Source organism: Acuticoccus sp. MNP-M23, assembly GCF_031195445.1.
Taxonomy (GTDB): domain Bacteria; phylum Pseudomonadota; class Alphaproteobacteria; order Rhizobiales; family Amorphaceae; genus Acuticoccus.
On the sequence record NZ_CP133480.1, the window covers coordinates 38,041 to 59,320 of the forward strand.

Genomic DNA, 21,280 nt, shown 5'->3' on the forward strand with positions numbered 1-21,280 from the left:
CCATCAGCCACTGCACACAAACGAGGCGGCAGGGTCCCCCGCCGCCTCGTTGCATCTCAATGTGTCGCCACGCTGTCCTCTAGCGGGAGGACAATGGCACCCGCGGCATGATCGACGATCCCCCGGCACCACCGTCCGCGGTGGGCTCGGGTGCGGGGCCGTCATCGTCACCGCCGTCGCCCTCGTCACCGTCGTCTTCAACCGAGTGGCGGGGCTCCGGGTCGGCAATCGCTTCAAGCGCGAGGGACTTCTTGCCGTCCTCGTCAACCTCGACCTTCACCTTGACGGTGCCGCCGTGCTTGAGATCGCCGAACAGCACCTGATCGGCCAGCGGCCGCTTGATGTGCTCCTGGATCACGCGGCCCAGCGGACGGGCGCCCATCTTCTCGTCGTAGCCTTCTGCCGCAAGCCACGCGACAGCGTCTTCGGTCAGCTCGAACGTCACGTTGCGGTCGGCAAGCTGGGCCTCCAGCTGCATCACGAACTTCTCCACCACGCGGTGGACGACGTCCGCCGGCAGCGGGCTGAACGGGACGATCGCATCAAGCCGGTTGCGGAATTCCGGCGTGAACAGCTTGTTGATGGCTTCCAGGTCCTCGCCCTCGCGGCGAGCACGGTTGAAGCCGATGGGGGCCTTGGCAAGATCGGCAGCGCCCGCATTGGTCGTCATGATGAGGACGACGTTGCGGAAGTCCACCTGCTTGCCGTTGTGGTCCGTCAGCTTCCCGTGATCCATGACCTGGAGCAGGATGTTGAACAGATCCGGGTGCGCCTTCTCGATCTCGTCCAGCAGGAGCACGCAGTGTGGATGCTGGTCGACACCGTCGGTGAGCAGGCCACCCTGGTCGAAGCCGACATAGCCCGGAGGCGCGCCGATGAGGCGGCTCACCGTGTGCCGCTCCATGTACTCCGACATGTCGAAGCGCAGGAGCTCCACGCCCATCAGCTCGGCAAGCTGCTTGGCCGCTTCCGTCTTGCCGACGCCGGTGGGGCCGGAGAACAGGTAAGAGCCGATCGGCTTGTTGGGTTCGCGCAGGCCTGCTCGCGCAAGCTTGATGGCGGAAGACAACACGTCGATGGCCGATTCCTGGCCGTAGACCACCCGCTTGAGGTTGGCTTCGATGTTGAGGAGCACCTCCGCATCGTCCTTCGACACCGACTTTGGCGGAATGCGCGCCATCGTGGCCACCGTGGCCTCGATGTCCTTCACCGTCACCGTCTTGCGGCGTTCGTTCTGGGGCACCAGCATCTGCGAGGCCCCGGTTTCGTCGATCACGTCGATCGCCTTGTCCGGCAGCTTGCGGTCGTTGATGTAGCGGTGGCTGAGCTCCACAGCCGACTTGATGGCCTCGTTGCTGTATTTCAGCTTGTGGAACTCTTCGTAACGCGGCTTGAGGCCGATCAGGATCTCGATGGCGTCATCCACCGTCGGCTCCGCCACGTCGATCTTCTGGAAGCGCCGGACGAGGGCCCGGTCCTTCTCGAAGAACTGGCGGTATTCCTTGTAGGTGGTCGACCCGATGCACTTGATCGCACCGGACGAGAGCGCCGGCTTGAGGAGGTTGGAGGCATCCATCGCGCCGCCCGACGTTGCACCCGCACCGATCACGGTGTGGATCTCGTCGATGAACATGATGGCGCCCGGATACTCCTCGATCTCCTTGACGACCTGCTTCAGCCGCTCCTCGAAATCACCGCGGTAGCGCGTGCCGGCCAGGAGCGCGCCCATGTCGAGCGCGAAGATGGTGGACTCCAGCAGCACCTCGGGGACGTCCGCTTCGGTAATGCGCTTGGCGAGGCCTTCGGCGATGGCGGTCTTGCCGACGCCGGGGTCGCCCACGAACAGCGGGTTGTTCTTCTGCCGGCGGCAGAGGACCTGGATCGTGCGGCGCACCTCGTTGGCACGGCCGATCAGGGGATCGACCTTGCCGGCCTTGGCCTTCTCGTTGAGGTTGACGCAATACGCCTCCAGCGCGTCGGTCTTGCGCTTGGGGCCGCTGTCCTCGGGCGTCGTTTCCTCGTCGGTCTCGCGGGTGCGGCCGGGCTCCATGCCCGCCCGCTTGGCGATGCCGTGGCTGATGTAGTTCACCGCGTCGTAGCGCGTCATCTCCTGCTCCTGCAGGAAATAGGCGGCATGGCTTTCCCGTTCGGCGAAGATCGCGACGAGGACGTTTGCGCCCGTCACCTCTTCCCGCCCGGAGCTCTGGACGTGGATCACCGCACGCTGGATCACGCGCTGGAAACTGGCGGTGGGTTTTGAATCGTCATCGTTGTCGATGACCAGATTGTCGAGTTCGGCGTCGATATATTCGGCCAGGTCCCGACGCAGGCGGTCGAGATCCACATTGCAGGCCTTCATCACGGCCGCGGCATCCTGATCGTCGACGAGGGCGAGAAGAAGATGTTCGAGCGTCGCATACTCCTGGCGACGTTCATTCGCGGCGGCGAGCGCCTGATGTAGAGCCTTTTCCAGACTACGAGAGAATGACGGCATTCTCGCTCCTCACTTCTTCTCCATCACACATTGGAGAGGATGCTGATGCTTGCGGGCAAAGTCCATCACCTGCGTCACCTTTGTTTCCGCCACTTCGTAAGTGTAAACGCCGCATTCGCCGACGCCGTGGTGGTGAACATGAAGCATGACGCGGGTGGCTTCCTCGCGCGATTTCTGGAAAAAACGTTCCAGAACGTGCACGACGAATTCCATTGGGGTGTAGTCGTCGTTCAAGATGAGCACCCGATACATGTTCGGGCGTTTTGTCGCCGGCTTGGTGCGGGTGATGACCAGCGTGCCGGGATCGCGGCCATCGTCGTTCTTGTCGTCCTTGCCCGCCATGGCGACGCTTTCGCGCCGGAGGCGGACGGACGGATCGGTTTCAGCGCCCGTGGCTACGGGCGTGGCCTGCCACATCGCCGATAGGGCGCGCCATGACATGACTGTCTTCAGGTGGTTCGTAAACTTCAAAAATTCAAGCCGTGCGTTCCTGAGCGCTGATGCCGGTGGGGCTTCATCACTCTCCGCCTCAGATGCATGCGGAAGGCTTTCCATGATCGCCATCCTGGGTGTTCGCTCGTCAACGCGCAAGCGGCCTGCCGGCCCCTGCCGTCGAACCATGTGGCGTGTCTTGCGCCAATGTTAAGCCATTCGTCGCCGTGCGCAACGGTGGAACTTGGCCGCGTGGCAGATTGGCGCTGACAGCGCGGCCGACAGCCAGGGCACCACAAGCCGACCGGAAACGCAAAAGCGCGCATTCCTTGCGAGGCCCTGTGGACACGTCGCCTGACCAAGTGTCGCATCCGAACATTGCGCGGGGCTGAGTCGGCGGTGCAAAAGCCTTCGGCTCGCTCACCGCGGAATCAACCGCGTTGCGGGCGGTTTGCCCCGGGGCCGCGGCAGGTGTTGCGCCGGGTGCCGACACAAGCGTACATCCAGCTTGATTATGTATACCGGTTTTCAACCATGATGGTTCAGGTGACATGAACGCCTCACGGTGTCCTGTCGAGCGCGTGTCTGCCCACGAACCGTCGGCTGAAGCGACAATGCCGTCGCTGCCGAAGCGCTGAAGGACCGTATGCACGCGACTCTCTCTTCGCCCCGCATCTCCCTGCGCGCCGTGCAATTTGCCGCTGCGCTCTTATTCTCGTTTGGCCTGTCTGCCGCCCCGGCACAGGCAAATTCGAAGTATGCCGGCTATGTTTACGACGTGAACGCAGGCAAGGCGCTCTACGCCGACCAGGCCACCGAGCAGCGCTATCCCGCCTCGCTGACCAAGATCATGACCTGCTACATCATCTTCGAGGAGCTGGCCGCCGGCCGCCTGAAGTTCGGCACCGAGATGGTCGCGTCCAAATATGCCGCTGGCCGTCCGCCGTCGAAGATCGGCTTCCGCCCCGGCCAGAGCATTGCCGTGCGCGATGCGATCAAGGCGCTGGTCACCAAGTCCGCCAACGACGTTGCGGTCATTGTGGCCGAGCACATCGAGGGCTCGGAAGCGGCTTTTGCGCGCCGCATGACCGAAACCGCCAAGCGCATCGGCATGACCGACACTGTGTTCCGCAATGCCAACGGCCTGCCCAATGCCGGCCAGCACACCACCGCGGTGGACATGACCCAGCTCGGCATCGCCATCCAGCGGGATTTTCCGCAATATTACGGCGTGTTCCAGACCCGCGTGTTCCAGTACGGGAAGCGCCGCTACGGCAACCACAACAAGCTCCTAGGCCGCGTCGAAGGGGTCGACGGCATCAAGACCGGCTACATCAACGCCTCTGGCTTCAACCTCGTCACCTCGGTGCGCCGGGACGGCAAACACCTGGTTGCAGTGGTAATGGGCGGACGCACCGGCGCCAGCCGGAACAAGCACATGAAGGAGCTGATCGCTCGCTTCATTCCCAAGGCCACCGTCGGCACGCCACTGCCCGTGTTCGCCTTCAACGACGCGGAGCCAGCGCCGACCCCGCTGGCCAAGCCCAGCCGCTCCGTTCTTTTCGCAGCGCGCGTGAAGGCCAAAGAGGATGACGGCGACGCCATTGCCGATCAGCTTCTGGCATTCGCCGCCAGCGCCCGCACCACAATTGCCGCTCCGGCAGCCACCGAGGTTGCGGCCGGCGACACCTTGCGCTCCGTCATTGCAGAGGCCCGCGGCGCCGGCCTTCCCGCACCGGCCCCCCTCCCCTCTGCCGCGGAGACGATGGCCGCCCGCAGCGGCGCAAACGAAATTATTGCCGTGGCCGTCGCCAGCGAAAAGGACGGCTCCGGAGCCGAAGACGCGCCGCGCGGGGACAGGCGCGTGGAGCTGGCATTTGCAACCTTCACACAAGACGAGACGGATACTGTCGGGCGTCAGGTGCTGCTCAGCGCCATCACCCGCGCGCGGGACTCCGTTGCGCGCAGCCTGAAGGGAGATGCCACCACCATCCTCGCCGGCTCTTCGCAAGCCGCGCCGGCTGGTGAACTGGATGGACGCGCAGCGCTGGAGGCAAAGCGCCGCCGGATCGAATCACCGGTGCTCGTCACACAAGTGGCAGCCGCCACCGACCCCTCCGGCTGGCAGATTCAGGTCGGTGCAGTGGGAAGCCCGCACGAAGCGGCAGCGCTCCTGAGCTCCGCCGCAAAGGTGGTTCCGGCAGTATCCGCGCGCCAAAGGGTCACGCTTCCCGTGGCCACCGAACGCGGCACGCTCTACCGGGCGCGGTTCGCAGGCTTCGCAACAAAGCGCGAAGCCAACGAAACTTGCAAACGGTTCGCTAACCACAACCGTCCATGTTGGGCGGTGTCGATGTAACGCGCCAACCGGGTCCACTGCAGGACGCGCTCGGCGCCAGTAAGCCGAGTTGCGTACCCATGTCCCAGAGTCTCGCGTCTTCGTCCCCTGCCGACAAAGCCCTAGCGGCGCCTAAGAAGGATGTCCTTGGCTTCGTTCAACCGCGCCGCAAGGACGGTGGATCCCCCCTGGTCGGGATGCATCTTCTTCATCATGCGGCGGTGGCTTGCTCGGATCTCCGCCTCGCTGGCGCCGGGCTGAAGTCCAAGAACTTCGTAGGCGTCTTTTTCGGTCATGGCGCCGCTGCTGCCAGAACCGCCCGATGCGCCCGCCCCACCGTCACCATTTCGCTGGACGTGCTCACGCCACTCGGGCATCCGGCGGTCGAGATAAGCTTCAACGATGAGACGGCTCTCTGAATCGTCGGCGCAATCGGCCCATACGTCCAGAACATCCGCTGCGCTCATCGTGCTGAACTGACGGCCCTGGTGGCGGCCGGCCAGAATTTCTGCGTCAATCTCGCCGGTGTCGTGATCCAGCGTCGCATCCAGCCGTGCCGTGCGGACGGTTGAGGCCTGACCGCCCTTCGGCGTGCCCCGCCGGGCGCCGTGCGCACCGCCAAAGCCGCCCATCCCGCCCGAAAAGCCACCAAATCCGCCGCTGCGGCCGAGTTTGCCGAGCCCGGCCGCAATCAGACTGCCGCCCAGCATCGTCTGCCCGCGCATCAGCAGCAACGCGCCGACCACCAGCAGCACCACGCTTCCGCCCTTTTGGGCATGCTGGGCCAGCCGCGCCGGGTTGGCGTTGACGAACCAGCGCACCGCAAACGTGCAGCCTACAATGGCGGCAACGCCCAAAATGAGGGGCAGGAACAGGAGAAGCGGCATCACGACAACTTGTCGAGAAGAAGGCGCGCGCCGGCATCGCCGCCACGGCTGCGATCGGCCAGCGCCTTGTGGCCGCCGGCTGCATACACCGCCACAGCCTTCAACAGCCGCGCAAGCTCTGCGCTCGCCGAACTGTCGAACGACAGGTGTGCACCGCGTGTCAGGCGTGCCATTTCCTTGAAGGCGCTGGTGGCCGCACGGTCGCCCCGCTCCTGAAACAGGAACATCGGCACGCGTTTCAAGCCAAGCTCACCAGCGCGCGCGCACAGGATGTCGACATTTTCTTCCATGGCATCACCGATATAGACCAGCGCCTGAACGGGTGCCTTGCGGGTCTCTTCCAGCGCCCGGACCAGAACCTTGCCGATCTGCGTGCGGCCGCCGCGGCAGTCGATCCGGCTCATGAGCCCGCCGAGCTTCTCCCCGTCGGAAATCCATTTGGAGGCCCGGCATTCGCCAAATCCGCGAAAATAGACGAGCTGCATGTCCAGCCCGCCCACCTTGCCGGCCTCGGTGAACATCTCGCCCTGGATGGCGCAGGCTTTGTCCCAGCTGGGTTGCCGGCTCATGGTTGCGTCCAGCGCAAACATCAGCCGGCCGCGGCCGCCCGCAGGCGCCGGTGCAATGGTGCTGGCGCGCGCCAGAAACTCGTCGATCTCACGACGCGATGAGCCGGTGGTGCCGGCCGTGGTGGGGGTGCGGTTGTCTTTGTTCACAACCCATAGATAGAGCGCTTGGTGCCAACCGACAAAGGGTTGTCAGATCAGGCACAGCTCCATCAGCTCCCGGCGCATCGTCGCAGGGATGTCATCGTCGAGGTCGATGGCCCGCCAATCGGCCGGCGCGTCCTCCGGCGTCAGGTAGCGCCAGCCCTGAAACGGACGGCAGGGCCGCGGGCGCACCGCAATCACCTCCGGCTCCAGCATGATGTGGAGACGCTTGATCCCGTTCTCGTCGTTGAACGGCTCGAAGCCCACGATTTCCTGCCGGCCCTGCAGCGCGCCCTTGATGACCCAGTAGAGGCTGCCGCCGGCCAGCACCTCGTCCACCCGCTTGGGTGACATCCGGGTTTTCGCGCGGGAGACCCGGGGGCCGCCTGCGGCCGCCGACGCAGCCGCCTGCTGGGCCACCCAGGCCCTGAGGGAATCGAGGCTTTCCGCCCCGACCGCAAGTTTCAGCAAATGCAACGCCATGGCGACAAGGTTGGCGGCACAAATGGCGCCGGGGCAAGCATATGGCCGACGGGCATCCACAGGATTTGCCCCGCTATCCCCCGTTGTCGATGCCGCACGCTCCCGCAGGAATCGAAAAGCGCGCCGACCACGAAGGTCAGCGCGCCAGTTGGCGGGGCGGTCGCCCCGCACGGCGAAGGGCTCAGGGCCCCTCGCCTATCTCGGTCGCCGACGAGCGGTCAGCCGCAGTCGGGAACGTCGCGGCCCGGACGGCCCAGCTTGTCGAAATCGGCCTTTTCCATGTTCAGTGTCTGGGTGATGCCGTCAACCTTGTTGACCATCTTGGTGGCAAGGTTGCCGTCATCGCCCTCAATCACCTCGATCACGAAGTTGGAGCCGATTGCCTGGCGGTTGTCGTCCAGCGTGATCTTGCCGTTGGGGGCATCAAGCTCGATGGAGGACAGGCACTGGCGGAAGGCTTCCTGGCCCTTGGGCAGTTCGCCGTTCACCTGGTCGAGGCACTGGAGCGCCGCTTCGGTGGAGTTGTAGTAGGCGGTGGCGAGGAGCGAGGGCGACGGGAAGCGTTCCTCGGGCGGGAAGGCGTCCTGATAGGCCTTTACGTATTCCTGCCACTTGGGATCGTCCCAGGTGTCGGCCTGCGGGCCGGATGCCGGGGTCCCGACGAGCGCCGCCTTTGCGCTGCCCTTGGAGGAGAGCACCGTACCGTCCACCATGATGGTGCCGCCGATGAGGTTCGCGTCGCCGCCAGCCTGCTGGTACTGGTTGAGGAAGTTGACCGCATCGCCGCCGCCAAGGCCGAGATAGACGGCGTCCACATCGTCAGGGAGCGCGGCAATGATGGACGAGAAGTCCTTGGTGCCGAGGGGCACCCACAGGCGCTCCACGATCTCGCCGCCCGCTTCGCAGAAGCCGTGGGCGAAGCCGAGGAAGTTGGTGTAGGCGAACGAATAATCCTCCGCCACGGAGGCGACGTACTTCCAGCCCTTCTCGTTGGCGACGTATTCGCCAAGGCCGACGCCCCACTGCGCGCCGTCCATGTTGAAGCGGAAGAAGTTGGGCGCGGAGTCCACATAAGTGGTTTCCTGCGCGCCGGATGCGCCGTTGATGATGGTGACGTCCGGATATTCCTTGGCAAGGTCACGCAGCGCGATGCCCTCGGAGCCGGACAGCGGGCCAATGATGAAGTCGACCTCGTCCTGCTCGATGAGCTTGCGGGCGGCCCGGACGGCGCTGTCCGGCGAAGCGTCGGTCGGCGCGATCACATATTCGATCTTGCGGCCGCCGGCCTCATCGTCTGCCTGCTTCAGCGCAAGGCGAAAGCCGCGCAGACCGTCTTCGCCAAGCACGGTGTAGGTGCCTTCGAGCGTCGCCATGAAGCCGATCTTGATGGGGTCGCTGTCCTGCGCAACGGCAGCACCGGTGAGCAGCGCGGTTGCGGCCACCGTGGAAAGCAAGGTCCTGATCATTCGTTTCCTCCCGAATGTTTGATGCGATCTGACGCCGCATGGACCTTCAAGGTAGACGCAAGTTGCCCTTCCCCAACAACGGAGGATTGCGTAGCGTCTGATTTTCGCCGTGTCAGCCGGCTAGGCCGGGGAGCAGCGCCTTCAAACTGCCCACCATCATCTCCATGGCGATTGCGGCGAGGATCATGCCCATCAGCCGGCTCATGATGGCAACTGCCGTCTGCCCCAGCACCCGCGACAGGAAGGGCGCGGCGAAGAACGCGATCGCCAGGAGCCCGATCGCCCCGGCAACGGCCGCAACGTAGGCGATATCGCCGGCCACGCCATGCGCCTGTGCGCGAAAGATGATCATGGTGGAGATGGTGCCGGGGCCAAGCAGGATCGGCACCGTGAGCGGGTAGATGGCGGGGTTGTTCCTGGGGGTGTTCTGGCGTTCCGACGCCGAGCCATGGTGTGCCTGGCTCTTTTCGCCGGATACCATGTTGAGCGCGATGAGGAGGATCAGGAAGCCGCCCGCAAGGCGGAAATCGTTGACGCCGAGGCCGAAGAGGTTGAGGAGCGCATTGCCGCCCAAGCCGACGACGACGGAACCGATGACGAGGCCGAAAATGGTGGTGGCGGCAATCTTGCGCTGCTCGGCGACCGGGCGCCCTGCGGTCAGCGACAGGAACACCGGCAAGTTCGCGACCGGGCTCATGATCGCGAACAGTGCGGCGAAGAATTTCAGGAAAAGTTCGTAGTCCACCAGCGCCTCCGTTGGCTCACCGGGGGGCGGCGAGCTGCCATTGAAGGTTTGCTTTAACCGCAGGCCACTCACACGCAATGATCGAATAGACCACCGTGTCCCGCAAGATGCCGTTTGCGCCGATGGTGTGGTTGCGGAGCGTCCCGTCGAACTGGGCGCCGAGCCGCTCGATGGCATTGCGGCTCTGCCGGTTGAGCCGGTGGGTGCGGAACTCGACGGCAATGCCGTCCAGCGCCTCAAACGCATGGCCCAGCAAAAGAAGCTTCGCCTCCGTGTTGAGCGCAGTGCGCTGGACGCGCCGGGCATACCAGGTGGAGCCGATCTCCACGCGCCGGTTGGCGGCATCGATGTTCATGTAGGTGGTCATGCCGACCGGCCGGCCTTCGGGGTCCAGCACGGTGAACGGCAGCATGGAGCCCTTTTCCCTGAGGCCGAGCCGGCGGTCGATTTCCGCCTTCATGCCGTCCGGTGACGGAACCGCGGTGTACCAGAGGCGCCAGAGTTCGCCGTCTGCGCTGGCCTCGCACAGGGCATCGTGGTGGGCATGGTCGAGCGGGACCAGCGAGACGGCTTGCCCGTCAAGGGCAACCGTGGGGGGCCAGGGGGTCATCGTGGTATCCTCAAGCGGGCGTCATTGCGCGGCGTCGGCGCGACAATGGCGCGCCATCTGCCGCGCCACAACCGCTGTCAGCGCAACGCCGCCAGCACCTGTGCCGTTGTCGTCACTGCCGCCACGTTCTGCATGGCGTAATCGATGCTGGCGCGGTGCCAGTCGGCGTTCATGGTGGAACAAGCGTCCTCCGGGATTACCATGAGGTAGCCCTTGTCGGCGCCGGTTCTTGCCGTGTGCTCGATGCTCATGTTCGTCCACGCGCCTGTCTCGATGATGATGTCGCGGCCTTCCGCCTTCAGCACCGTCTCGAGGCTCGACCCTTCCCACGCGCTCATCCGCATCTTCTTGACCACATGGTCGCCGGGCTGTGCTTCCAGCCCCGCAACGGGCGAGCCGCCCCAGGTTCCTTCGACCAGAGCGCCGGAGGCCTTGGTGTTCTCGAACAGCGGCGAGTTCAGCGTCAGGCCGGGGGCGCCCGGCTGCAGCAGGAACCACACGTGGATCACCGGGATGCCGAGTTCGCGGCACCGTGCCGCCAGCGCTGCGGCGTTGGGAATGGCGTTCTGCTCGCGGCAGTGCTGGGGGGAGCCGGATTCGGCGAAGGCGCCGCCGTCCATCACCACGTCGTTCTGCATGTCCTGGATGATGAGGGCGCAGCGGGCGGGGTCGAGCTCCAGGCCGTCGCTGGTCGCTGAAGGCTTCGGGCGCGAGGGCGGTGGGGCAGCCGATGCCGTCGCCGCCGAGCGGGGGCCTGCATCAGCACGCATGAACGGCTCGTTGCGGGGGCCGACCTTGGTGTCGACCGCATAAAGCGAGGTGGACGCGCAGACGAAGAGCGTGCGCCAGTCCGCGCCGCCCCAATGAAGGTTTGCCGCAAGCTCCGGGATTGCGACCTTGCCCAGAAGCTGTCCGTCCGGCGCATAGACCCAAAGGCCCCCCGGCGCCGTCACCCAAACATTGCCGCGCTGGTCGCACTTCATCCCGTCCGGTACGCCGGCTTTCAGCGTGTCCTTGATGCCGGACGCGAAAACCCGTCCGCCGGACAGCGATCCGTCTGCCGCCACGTTGAAGACGCGGATGTTCGCCTGCTCGGTGTCGTTGATGTAGAACAGCTTTTCGTCCGGCGAGAAGCAGAGGCCGTTGGGCATTGTGAACTGGTAGCGGTCCACCACCAGCTGCGGCTCACCGCCCCCCGGCGCCAGACGGTAGACCCCCTGGAAGCCGAGCTCCCGCGGCCGCTCCACGCCGAATACGGGCATCCGGCCGTACCAGGGGTCGGAGAAATAGATCGATCCGTCGGAGCGCACGCAAACATCGTTGGGCGAGTTCAGCTCGCGACCCTCGAAATGGGTGGCCAGCACCTGACGGGTGCCATCGGGCTTCAGCCGCACCAGCGCGGAGGTGGCGTGCTCGCAGACAATGAGGTTGAGGTCGCGGTCGTAGGTGAGGCCGTTGCCCATGTTGGCGGGCTTCATCACCTCGCGAACGCCCGCCCCGTCCCACCGGCGGCGCACATCGCCCGGCATGTCGGAGAAAAGCAGGTACTGGTCGGCGGGGTGCCAGATCGGCCCTTCGGTGAAGGTGAAGCCGGAGCCAAGCTGGCGCACCGGCGCATGCTCGTCAATCAGCTCGCGAAATGCGGGGCGGACAGCGTCGTGCGCCATGGCCTACACCGGAAACCAGTTGCGGCGGGGAACCGACTGCGTCACCGGCCCCGGCACTGCCATATCAAGACGTCCGACCACCGCTGCCCCTTCGATCTTGGCCGGCTTGTCGTGGATCGGCAGCAGGAATTTGGACGAGTTGAGCAGCTTCTTGATGGCCGCCTTCTCCTGCCGCTTGGTGCAGGAGTGGTTGCCGGTGACGCGCGGCTCGTGGTCGTTCACCTCGTTGAGCGGTGTCACGATCTGGTCGTTGAAATCGTAGATCACGTCGCCGCAGATGGTCGCGCGGCCCTCGGCGGTCTCCACGTGGACGTTCATGGACCCTTCGGTGTGGGCGCCCGCCCAGTCGAGCGTGACGCCGGGGATCAGCTCCACCTCGCCGGTGATCTCGGTGTCCTCGAAGCGCAGCGCGCCGGGGTGGTGAAGCCGCTCCACCAGATGCTGGATGTCGGGCTTGGGGTATTGCGGATGCATCAGGCCAGAGACCGAGTGTTCCATCTCGCGCCGGTTCAGCACGACGGTGGTGTTCATCGGAAAGTGGTCGTCCTTGCCGGCATGGTCGATGTGGAGGTGCGTGTGGCAGACGTAGCGCACGTCGCCGACCTTCACGCCGTGGCGGGCAAGCTGGTTCTCGATCATGTTTTCGTGGAACTGGAGCCCGCGCATGCCGAGCGTTTCCATGATCGCATTGTCGCGGTAGCCGGTGTCGACCACCACCGGATACTGGCCGCCCAGAATAAGGAAGCCGTAGACGGGCACACGGCGGGTCCGGCCGCAATCGCGGCCAAGAACCAGAAATGATGATTCCAGCTCGATGTCGCCATAGTCGAGCAGCTTGATTTCAAGTGCCATGGTTTCCCCGTCCGTTCCTGCCGAAGTCTTGCGCCCCGTCCCCCTGTTCTAGACGGGCAAAGCGCAATCCATCACGGGTTCCGCCCAAAAATGAGACGATGCGGTATCCAGCGCGGCCGGTGGCGGGGGGTGCCGGGCATCCCGTTTGTCCGCACAACGCAAAAACGCCGACCCGAAGGACGGCGTTTTTCTGGTGCTCTCGGCGGCAGATCGCGCTGGAGGCCGGCTATTCCGCCGGGGCCGGTGCGCGGGGTGCTGACCCCGGCGGACCCGGGTGGACGCCGCCCTTCTCGGGGTTGTTCTTGTTGCGGCTGACCGTATCGCCCAGCCACTGGAACATCACGTAAAGGCCGGGGATGAAGATGATGCCGATCACCGTTGCCGCAATCATGCCGCCCATCACCGTGAGGCCGAGGACGACACGTGAGGCGGCGCCGGCGCCGGTGGCAGTCACCAGCGGAACCACGCCGAGGATGAAGGCGAACGCGGTCATCAGCACCGCACGGAACCGCATCTCTGCTGCTTGGCGGGCCGCTTCCACGCGGGTGTGGTTGGCCTCGCGCGCTTCCTTGGCAAATTCCACGATCAGGATCGCGTTTTTCGCCGCAAGGCCCACAAGCAGCACCAGGCCGATCTGGACGTAGACGTTGTTGGCGATGCCGAAGAACGTGATTGTCCCGATGGCCCCCAGCGCCGCGACCGTGATCGAGGTCAGCACCGCAAACGGGTTCATCCAGCTTTCGTAAAGGCCCACCAGGAAAAGGTAGCCGAACAGGATCGACAGGCCGAGGAGAATGCCCAGCGTGTTGCCCTGCCCCTGCGACTGGAAGGACATGCCCGACCACGCGAAACCATAGCCCGGCGGCAGCACCTTGGCCGAGATTTCGGTCATCGCCTGCATCGCCTGCCCGTCAGAATAGCCGGGCGCCGCACTGCCGTTGACCGAGGCCGAGATGAACTGGTTGTAGCGGTAGGAGAGGTTCGGCCCGAGAACGAAGCGCGGGCGGACCAGCGTCGACACCGGGACCATGTTGCCGTCTGTCGAGCGGACGTAGATCTTGTTCAGATCCTCGACGCTCTTGCGAAATGGTGCATCAGCCTGAACGTTCACCTGGAACACACGTCCCAGATAGGTGAAATCGTTGACGTATTGCGAGCCGAGCTGGGCTTGCAGCGTGCCGTAAAGGTTGGAGATCGGCACGTTGAGGCTCTCGGCCTTCTCGCGGTCGATATCGAGGTAGATCTGCGGCACGTCCGCCGAATAGCTCGAATAGGCCCTGGCGATGCGCGGGTCCGCGTTGGCCTCCACCAGAAGGGAGCGCAGCGTCTGGTCCATGTCCTGCGGGGTCTGCCCGCTCAGCCCCTGGAGCTGATAGTCGAAGCCGGCCGCAGAACCGAGACCCGGAATCGCTGGCGGCGGGAACGGGAAGATATTGGCTTCCGGAATGGCCGCGAACTTCTGCGACAGGGCGCCGTAGATCGCCTTCAGGCCGAGTTCGGGCGTGGTCCGCTCATCCCATGGGTGGAGGACGATCACCGCGAGGCCGGACCCCGAGTCCGGCGCGCCGGTCAGGAGGCTGTAGCCTGCCACCGTGATCACGTTGGCGACACCCGGCTGCGCACGCGCAACGTCCGTTACCTTGGTCATCACCGCTTCGGCCCGCGGCAATGACGACGCGGAAGGGAGCGATACATCGACGAACAGCACGCCCTGGTCTTCGTTGGGGAGGAACGCTGCCGGCAGGCGGCCGAGGAGCACACCGGAGGCAAGGCCCGCGACGAGCACCGCAATGCCGGCAATCAGCGAACGGCGGGCGACGAACCCGACCGTGCCGACATAGCCGAACCGGATTTTGTCGAGCACCTTGTCGAAGATGGCGAGCGGCAGGATCTTCTTGGTGTTCGGCTGCAGCACCAGCGCGCAGATGGCCGGCGACAGCGTGAGTGCGTTGATGGCGGACAGGAACACCGACGCGCAGATGGTGACCGCAAACTGGCGGAACAGCTCGCCGGTAATGCCGGGGAAGAAGGCCACCGGACCGAACAGGGCGAACAGCACCAGCGTGGTGGAGATGATCGGCCCCTGGACCTGGCGCATGGCTTCCAGCGTCGCTTCACGCCGGTCCAGCCCCTCCTCCTCCATTATTCGGGTCACGTTCTCGACCACCACGATCGCATCGTCCACGACAATGCCGATGGCGAGCACCACCGCGAAGAGGCTGATGGTGTTGGCAGAAAACCCGAACGCCGCGAGGATGATGAACACGCCGATCAGCGAAACCGGAATGGTCGCCGCCGGAATGATGATTGCGCGCAGATTGCCGAGGAAGACGTAGGTAACGAGCATCACGATCACGGCCGTGATGGCGAGCGTCATCTTGATCTCGTCGATCGACGCGGCGACGAAGCGCGTCGAGTCGTAGACCACGTCGTAGTCCATGCCATCGGGGAAGCGCGTCGCGATCTGCTCCATCTGCGCCTCGATGGCGGTCATCACCGCCAGCGCGTTGGCGCCCGGCGCCTGATAAAGCGCGACCGTTGCGGCAGGCTTGCCGTTGAGCTTGGAGTTGGCCGCATAGGTCTGCGCGCCAAGGTCGATCCGGGCGACGTCGCGCAGGCGGACGATCGCACCGTCGGCACCGGTGGCAACGATGATGTTGCCGAACGCCTCGGGCCGGTCGAGCTGGCCCTGGCCGGTGATGGTGTACTGCACCTGCTGGGAATCGGAGATCGGCGGGCCGCCGATGGTGCCGAGCGAGGCCTGGATGTTCTGCGCCTTGATCGCAGAGGTGATGTCATCGGTGGAAAGGTTGAGCGCGGCGAGCTTGATCGGGTCCAGCCAGATCCGCATCGAATAATCGAGCGCGCCCAGAAGCGTCGCGCTGCCGACACCTTCGACCCGCGAAAGCGGATCGCGCACGTTGATGGTGGTGTAGTTGGAGATGTAGATCGGATCGAACGTGTCGTCCGGCGAATAGACGTTGATCACGCCCAGCATGTTGGTGGACTGGGCCTGCGTCGTCACACCGAGGTTCTGGACGATCTGCGGCAGCTGGGCGAGCGCCTGGGACACGCGGTTCTGCGTGTTGACCTGGGCGATATCGGTATCGGTGCCGATGTCGAAGGTGACGCTGAGGGTATACGTGCCCGCCGACGACGAGGTCGACGACATGTACGTCATGTTCTCGACGCCGTTGACCTGCTTCTCGATGGGCCCGCCAACCGTTTCGGCAATGGTTTCGGAGTCGGCACCGGGGTAGGACGCGGTGACCTGGACCACCGGCGGTGTGATGTCCGGATATTGGGAAACGGGGAGCGAGAAGAGCGCCAGCGCACCCGCGATGGTCAGGACAAGCGAAATGACGATCGCGAGGCGCGGCCGTTCGACGAAGACCTTCGAAATCATTTGGTGGTGCTTGCCGTGTTGGTGGATGAGGCAACGCTTGTGGGCGTTGCTGCGCCGGTCGCCGCCGCAGAAGACGCGGGCATCGGCGTCGGGGTGACCGTGATCCCGGCGCGCACCTTCTGCAGCCCCTGAACGATCACCGTTTCACCGGACGTCAGGCCCTTGGTGACCGGAAATCCATTCTCGAACTGAGCCCCGGTCTCGATGCGGCGGGTTTCGGCCTGGTTCTTGTCGTTGACCACAAACACGTACCGTCCGTCGCGGTCCTGCAACACGGCGGAGGCCGGCACCACGGGCAGCTTCGAGCCCTTGGTCTCCTTCACGTTCACCGACACGAAGGAGCCCGGAAGCAACATTCCCTTGGGATTGGGGAAGTCCGCATAAATCACCAGCGAGCCGGTGGCCGCGCTGATCTGGTTGCTCGCAAAGCTGATCTTGCCGTCGCTGCCATATTTGGTGCCGTTGGACAGGGTCAGCTCGGGCGTGAAGAAATCGTCCTTGCCGGCCATATCGGCAGAGCCGCCATTTTGCTCGGACAAGGTCGTGTAAAGCGTTTCGGGAATGGAGAAGGCAACACGGATCGGGTCCAGCTGGACGATGGTTGCGATGGTGCCGGTCTGCGCCGAGACAAGGTTGCCGACAGTGACCGAGGTTGCACCGATCTGGCCGCTGATGGGCGCCTTGATGTCGGTGTAGGAGAGGTTGATCTGCGCGGTCTGGATCTGGGCCTTTGCCTGTGCCACCGCAGCTTCTGCCTGCTGCTGCTGCGCCTGCGCCACGTCGCGCGACGCTTCCGCATCGTCTGCCTTGGCCTGGCTGACATCGCCCTTCTTCAGCAGCGTCAGCTGCCGTTGCAGCACGAAGTTGGCATTCTTGACCTGTGCCTTCGCGGCTGCAACCTGCGCCTGTGCCGCTGCAAGCTGTCCCTGCGCGGCGGCCAGTTGCGCCTGATACTGGTCCTTCTCGATGGCGACCATGACGTCGCCTTCTTTGACGAGCTTGCCCTGATCGAAGTTCAGCTTTTCAAGGAAGCCTTCGACACGGGACACCAGGTCTACGGACTGGATCGCCACGATCCTGCCCACGAACTCATCGCTCTTGGAGACGGTCTCTTCCTTGACCGAGGCGACCACGACCGAGGGCGGCGGGGCCGATGCCGATGAATCCTGCGCGAAGGCCGCGCCTGCCGGCAGCACACCTACCGTGAGACCTGCTGCAACAAGGCAGGCGAGCCGCCATCTCATGGAGCCCCGAGCGTTCGCAGGCTTTGGAGAATTTTTCATGTGGCGGCTCTGTCAATCACGTGTGAAAGGCGAATGCGCAGGCAGTGGCTTCAAATGAAGGCACCCCACGCATTTCAGACTGCACACTGACTTGGCAATCCGAAGTTGGCAACCCAAGGCGGCGGACAACTTGCGCCGGATATGTCGCGAACCCGTAACGATCCATCGAGACGCTGTCATTTGCGGCGCAAAGCCCGGCACGTTCACCGGCAGCGCCGATGGTCACGCCGCGGGCGGGCCTGCCTCGGCAATCAGGCGGCGCGTTGCATGGCGGTGTTGGCTGCGGCGGCGTCGAGCACGATAATCTCGGCCCTGTCCTCCCCGCGGAACACGCCGTGGGAAAGCTCCACGGCAAGGTGCACCGCCTCGCCGGCACTTGCCTTGAGGCGGGCGCCGAGCGGGCCGCCGGCGCGGAACGCCATGGCCGTCGCCCGCGCACCGCACAGCGAACGCAAGGTCAACCGCAAGCTGTCCCCCTGCCCCACCGGCTGCACCCGCTCCAGCACCACATCGTCCAGCGCGAGAACCGGCTTGGGGCGGCTGGACCCCCAGGGCCCGTGCGCCTCAAGCGTCTGGGCCAGGGTTACGTCCAGCGCGCGCAGCCCCACCACGGCGTCGATTTTGAGCTGGTCGGCCGCTGCCGCTTCGGCCACGCTTTCGCCGAGCGCTGCCGTCAGAAACGACGTGAGGTCCGGGATCTTGTCGATCTCCACCGTCAACCCGGCAGCCATGGGGTGGCCACCCCCCTTCACAAGCAGCCCGTCCGCCGCTGCCTTGCGAATTGCCGCACCAAGATCGACGCCCGGCATCGAGCGACCGGAGCCGACGCCCTGCCCGTCCCCCAGCGCAATGGCGATGGCGGGATGGCGGGTCCGCTCCTTCAGCCGCGCGGCAACAAGGCCCACCACGCCGGGATGCCAGTCCCCGGCCACAACCACCACCGGCGCACTTTCGTCGGCCATCGCCACGGCCTCTTCCAGCGCCCTGCGCTCCATGGCGCGGCGGTCGGCGTTCAGGCCATCGAGCGTTGCGGCGATTTCCTCGGCTTCGGCGTCGTTCTCGGTGAGCAGGAGGCGCGCGCCCAGCCCGGAATCGCCAATGCGTCCGCCGGCGTTGATCCGCGGGCCGAGGACGTAGCCAAGGTGCTCGGCATCCACCGGCCCCCCGAGCCTTGCCACTGTCACCAGCGCCGCAAGCCCGCGGTTGCCGCGCCGGCGGAATGTCTGAAGGCCCGTGCGCACGAAGGCGCGGTTGAGGCCGGACAGCGGCACCACGTCGGCCACGGTCCCCAGCGCCACGCAATCCAGAAGCGCCATCAGGTCAGGCGGTCCGTCCGGTGCCGCAACGCCGCGCCGCTTCAGCTCGCGCACGAGCCCGACCATGGCGACGAACGCCACGCCCACCGCAGCGCAATGGCCAAGCCCCGACAGGTCATCGGCGCGGTTGGGGTTCACGACGGCATCGGCCGCCGCAAGGGTGTCCACCGGGTGGTGATCGATCACCAGAACATCGGCCCCCGCAGCCTTTGCCGCCGCGACCGGCTCGATGGCGCCGGACCCGCAGTCGAGGCACAGGACGACGCGGGCGCCATCGGCAACGAGTGTCTCCATCAGTGCCACCGAAGGGCCGTAGCCATCGCTGACCCGGTCCGGGATCATCACCCGCGGCTCTCTCCCGTAGGCCCGCAGCACGCGCGCAACCACGGCGGCCGCGGTGGCGCCGTCGACGTCATAGTCCGAGAAGATCGCAACGGGTTCAGCGGCGGTCACCGCATCGGCCAGACGGGCCACCAGCGCATCGCAATCGGTCAATGTGGATGGGTCCGGCATCAGGGCGCGCATTGTGGGCGCCAGCTCGGTCTCGGCGTTTTCCGTGGTCATCCCGCGGCCCGCCAGGACGCTCGCCACAACGTGAGGCAGCCCGTGCCGCTGCGCCAGCGCGAGCGCCGTGCGCTCTTCCGCCGGGGCCAGACGACGGACCCAGCTTCGCCCGGTCATAGACCGTTCGACGGCAAGGACGGCGGTGCGATCGCACTCTTCTGGGTCGGCCAAGGCGGGCTCTCTCCGGTAAAGACGCGCCAATTTCGCCCATTTCCGCCGCCATTTGGTAAAAAATGCCTTAATTTCCCAATTCGTCCCCAACCCTGTCGCCAACACTGATGGAGAAGATGAGCGTTTTGGAAAATGGCGTGAAGCGGCCGACGACCACGCCCGCAACTTCAAGCATGTCACCCACCCATTCATTGCAGGTTTCGAGCGGGGAGTAGCTGTCGACCGCATCAAAAAAGGCATCGTTGGTGCCGTAGCTCTCGCCGGGCGCCGCAACCACCTTGCCATTCTTGCGCACAAACTCGGCCTCGACCGCAGCCACCAGGTTGCGGTAGCCCGGCTCCGACAGCCCGATGGCCATGACGCCGGGGATGACGTCCGGTTTATTCAGGAAGCTGACATGAAGAAGGCTGTCATCCCATATCCCGTCGAGCACATCGTCCAGGCCGATATCGGACAGCTGGTGGACGTTCCTGTAGAAGCTCTCGGCGCCCCAGCCGATCGAGACGTGCGTGGCGTTGGCCGCCAGCGCCTCGTTTTCCGCGGGCGTCCCGCGCAGACCGCCTGCGCTGGCAAGGTGACGCCAGTCGGCCACATCATCCGCCATCGGCAGGATGATTTCGGCGTGGACCGGCGTGGAGTAGATGTGGATCAGGCGTGTGTGGGGAAGCCCGTCACCGGCCGTGCGCAGCAATGCACCGCCGGCGACGAGGGCCATGTACAGTCCGAGAATGGCGGCCATCGCGCCGATCGTCAGCGCGATCCCCTCCGCCAGGAAGCGGAGTTTGCCGATCAATCGAGCAGGAACTTGCTGTAGTCGATGTGCTTGGCCTTGATGGTCCGCACCGTGCCCGTGGACGAGCGCATGACGATGGTCTCGGTGGTGATGTAGCCCGGATAAAATTTGACGCCCTGACAAAGCGCGCCGTCGGTCACGCCGGTGGCGGAGAAATACACGTCGCCCTTGGCCATGTCCTCGTGGGTGTAGATCCGCTCGTAGTCGGTGATGCCCATGCGGGTGGCGCGGGCCTTGTGCTCGTCCGTCTTCAGGATGAGCCGGCCCTGCATCTGGCCGCCCGTGCAGCGGAGCGCCGCAGACGCCAGAACGCCTTCGGGTGCACCGCCGGACCCGATGTAGATGTCGATGCCCGTCTCCATCGGCTCCGTGGTGTGGATGATGCCCTGGATGTCACCGTCGCCGATCAGCCGGATTGCAGCGCCGGTCTTGCGGATGGTCTCGATCAGCTCGGCATGGCGCGGCCGGTCCAGCACGCAGGCCGTCACTTCACGCTCGGACACGCCCTTTTCCTTGGCGACCCGGCGAATCATCTCGTCGGCCGGCATGTCGAGGTCGATGAAGCCGTCCGGGAAGCCCGGGCCGACAGCGACCTTCTCCATGTAAACGTCCGGCGCATTGAGGAGCGAACCGCCGGAGGCCAGCGCCAGGGTTGCCAGCGAGTTGGGCATGTCCTTGGCGCAAAGGGTGGTGCCTTCAAGCGGGTCGAGCGCGATGTCGACGCGCTGGCCACCGGCGCCGACGGCCTCGCCGATATACAGCATCGGGGCTTCGTCGCGCTCACCTTCGCCGATCACGACGATGCCTTCGATGGCAAGGCGGTTGAGCTCGCGCCGCATGGCATCCACGGCCGCCTGATCCGCGGCCCGCTCATCGCCCCGTCCGCGCATGCGGGCCGCGGAGACGGCAGCGCGTTCTGTCACGCGCATCACCTCGATGGTGAGAACGCGATCAAGCGCGCCTTTGGGTGTTCTGTCCTGCGGCATCGTCTGTTATCTCCAGCTCTCGCACACCGTTCTGGCCGGTGGCTGCTCCCAAAGCAACCATAGTGCAGCCGTAATGA

At 65.1% G+C, this 21,280-nt stretch carries 16 protein-coding genes; 1 reads left to right on the plus strand and 15 read right to left on the minus strand.

The window, feature by feature from the left end; translation table 11 throughout:
- Nucleotides 1-79 precede the first annotated feature (79 nt).
- Together clpA and clpS are read right to left on the minus strand one after the other, a co-directional pair.
- Nucleotides 80-2,494, minus strand: coding sequence for an ATP-dependent Clp protease ATP-binding subunit ClpA (gene clpA, locus RDV64_RS00185; RefSeq protein WP_375143784.1), 2,415 nt, complete (start codon nucleotides 2,492-2,494; stop codon nucleotides 80-82).
- 9 nt (nucleotides 2,495-2,503) lie between these two features.
- Nucleotides 2,504-2,836 carry an ATP-dependent Clp protease adapter ClpS gene (gene clpS, locus RDV64_RS00190; RefSeq protein ID WP_309199582.1) on the minus strand — a complete coding sequence of 111 codons (333 nt, stop codon included), beginning with the start codon at nucleotides 2,834-2,836 and terminating at the stop codon, nucleotides 2,504-2,506.
- A 736-nt stretch (nucleotides 2,837-3,572) separates the two neighbouring features.
- Between clpS and RDV64_RS00195 the strand changes: the two genes are divergently transcribed.
- On the plus strand, nucleotides 3,573-5,285 hold the full coding sequence (locus tag RDV64_RS00195) for a D-alanyl-D-alanine carboxypeptidase family protein (protein ID WP_309197277.1): 1,713 nt from the start codon (nucleotides 3,573-3,575) through the stop codon (nucleotides 5,283-5,285).
- 101 nt (nucleotides 5,286-5,386) lie between these two features.
- Here the strand turns inward: RDV64_RS00195 and RDV64_RS00200 are convergent, their stop codons facing one another.
- The 13 genes from RDV64_RS00200 to glpX form a co-directional block, all read right to left on the minus strand.
- Nucleotides 5,387-6,151, minus strand: coding sequence for a DnaJ domain-containing protein (locus RDV64_RS00200; protein ID WP_309199584.1), 765 nt, complete (start codon nucleotides 6,149-6,151; stop codon nucleotides 5,387-5,389).
- Nucleotides 6,151-6,867 carry a VWA domain-containing protein gene (locus tag RDV64_RS00205; RefSeq protein ID WP_309197278.1) on the minus strand — a complete coding sequence of 239 codons (717 nt, stop codon included), beginning with the start codon at nucleotides 6,865-6,867 and terminating at the stop codon, nucleotides 6,151-6,153. Before RDV64_RS00205 ends, RDV64_RS00200 begins: the two co-directional genes overlap by 1 nt.
- 42 nt (nucleotides 6,868-6,909) lie before the next feature.
- Nucleotides 6,910-7,344, minus strand: coding sequence for a DUF1489 domain-containing protein (locus RDV64_RS00210; protein WP_309197279.1), 435 nt, complete (start codon nucleotides 7,342-7,344; stop codon nucleotides 6,910-6,912).
- 218 nt (nucleotides 7,345-7,562) lie between these two features.
- The gene (locus RDV64_RS00215) at nucleotides 7,563-8,810 is read right to left on the minus strand and encodes an ABC transporter substrate-binding protein (RefSeq protein ID WP_309197280.1); all 1,248 of its coding nucleotides are present in this window, start codon (nucleotides 8,808-8,810) and stop codon (nucleotides 7,563-7,565) included.
- A 112-nt stretch (nucleotides 8,811-8,922) separates the two neighbouring features.
- Nucleotides 8,923-9,555 (minus strand): MarC family protein, encoded by a 633-nt coding sequence (locus tag RDV64_RS00220; protein WP_309197281.1) that lies wholly within the window; start codon nucleotides 9,553-9,555, stop codon nucleotides 8,923-8,925.
- A gap of 16 nt (nucleotides 9,556-9,571) precedes the next feature.
- Nucleotides 9,572-10,165, minus strand: a complete 594-nt coding sequence (locus RDV64_RS00225; protein ID WP_309197282.1) for a GNAT family protein — start codon at nucleotides 10,163-10,165, stop codon at nucleotides 9,572-9,574.
- A gap of 77 nt (nucleotides 10,166-10,242) precedes the next feature.
- Nucleotides 10,243-11,832 (minus strand): isochorismatase family protein, encoded by a 1,590-nt coding sequence (locus RDV64_RS00230; RefSeq protein WP_309197283.1) that lies wholly within the window; start codon nucleotides 11,830-11,832, stop codon nucleotides 10,243-10,245.
- Nucleotides 11,833-11,835: 3 nt separating this feature from the next.
- A complete protein-coding gene (locus RDV64_RS00235; protein ID WP_309197284.1) occupies nucleotides 11,836-12,684 on the minus strand; it encodes an N-acyl homoserine lactonase family protein in 849 nt (282 codons plus the stop codon).
- Between the two features lie 226 nt (nucleotides 12,685-12,910).
- On the minus strand, nucleotides 12,911-16,090 hold the full coding sequence (locus RDV64_RS00240; RefSeq protein ID WP_309197285.1) for a multidrug efflux RND transporter permease subunit: 3,180 nt from the start codon (nucleotides 16,088-16,090) through the stop codon (nucleotides 12,911-12,913).
- A complete protein-coding gene (locus RDV64_RS00245; RefSeq protein WP_309197286.1) occupies nucleotides 16,087-17,334 on the minus strand; it encodes an efflux RND transporter periplasmic adaptor subunit in 1,248 nt (415 codons plus the stop codon). The genes RDV64_RS00240 and RDV64_RS00245 overlap by 4 nt, the downstream gene beginning before the upstream one ends.
- 290 nt (nucleotides 17,335-17,624) lie before the next feature.
- Nucleotides 17,625-19,424 (minus strand): single-stranded-DNA-specific exonuclease RecJ, encoded by a 1,800-nt coding sequence (recJ, locus tag RDV64_RS00250; RefSeq protein ID WP_309197287.1) that lies wholly within the window; start codon nucleotides 19,422-19,424, stop codon nucleotides 17,625-17,627.
- Between the two features lie 67 nt (nucleotides 19,425-19,491).
- Nucleotides 19,492-20,217 (minus strand): DUF2459 domain-containing protein, encoded by a 726-nt coding sequence (locus RDV64_RS00255; RefSeq protein ID WP_309197288.1) that lies wholly within the window; start codon nucleotides 20,215-20,217, stop codon nucleotides 19,492-19,494.
- Nucleotides 20,214-21,203, minus strand: coding sequence for a class II fructose-bisphosphatase (glpX, locus tag RDV64_RS00260; protein ID WP_309197289.1), 990 nt, complete (start codon nucleotides 21,201-21,203; stop codon nucleotides 20,214-20,216). The genes RDV64_RS00255 and glpX overlap by 4 nt, the downstream gene beginning before the upstream one ends.
- Between the last annotated feature and the right edge of the window lie 77 nt (nucleotides 21,204-21,280).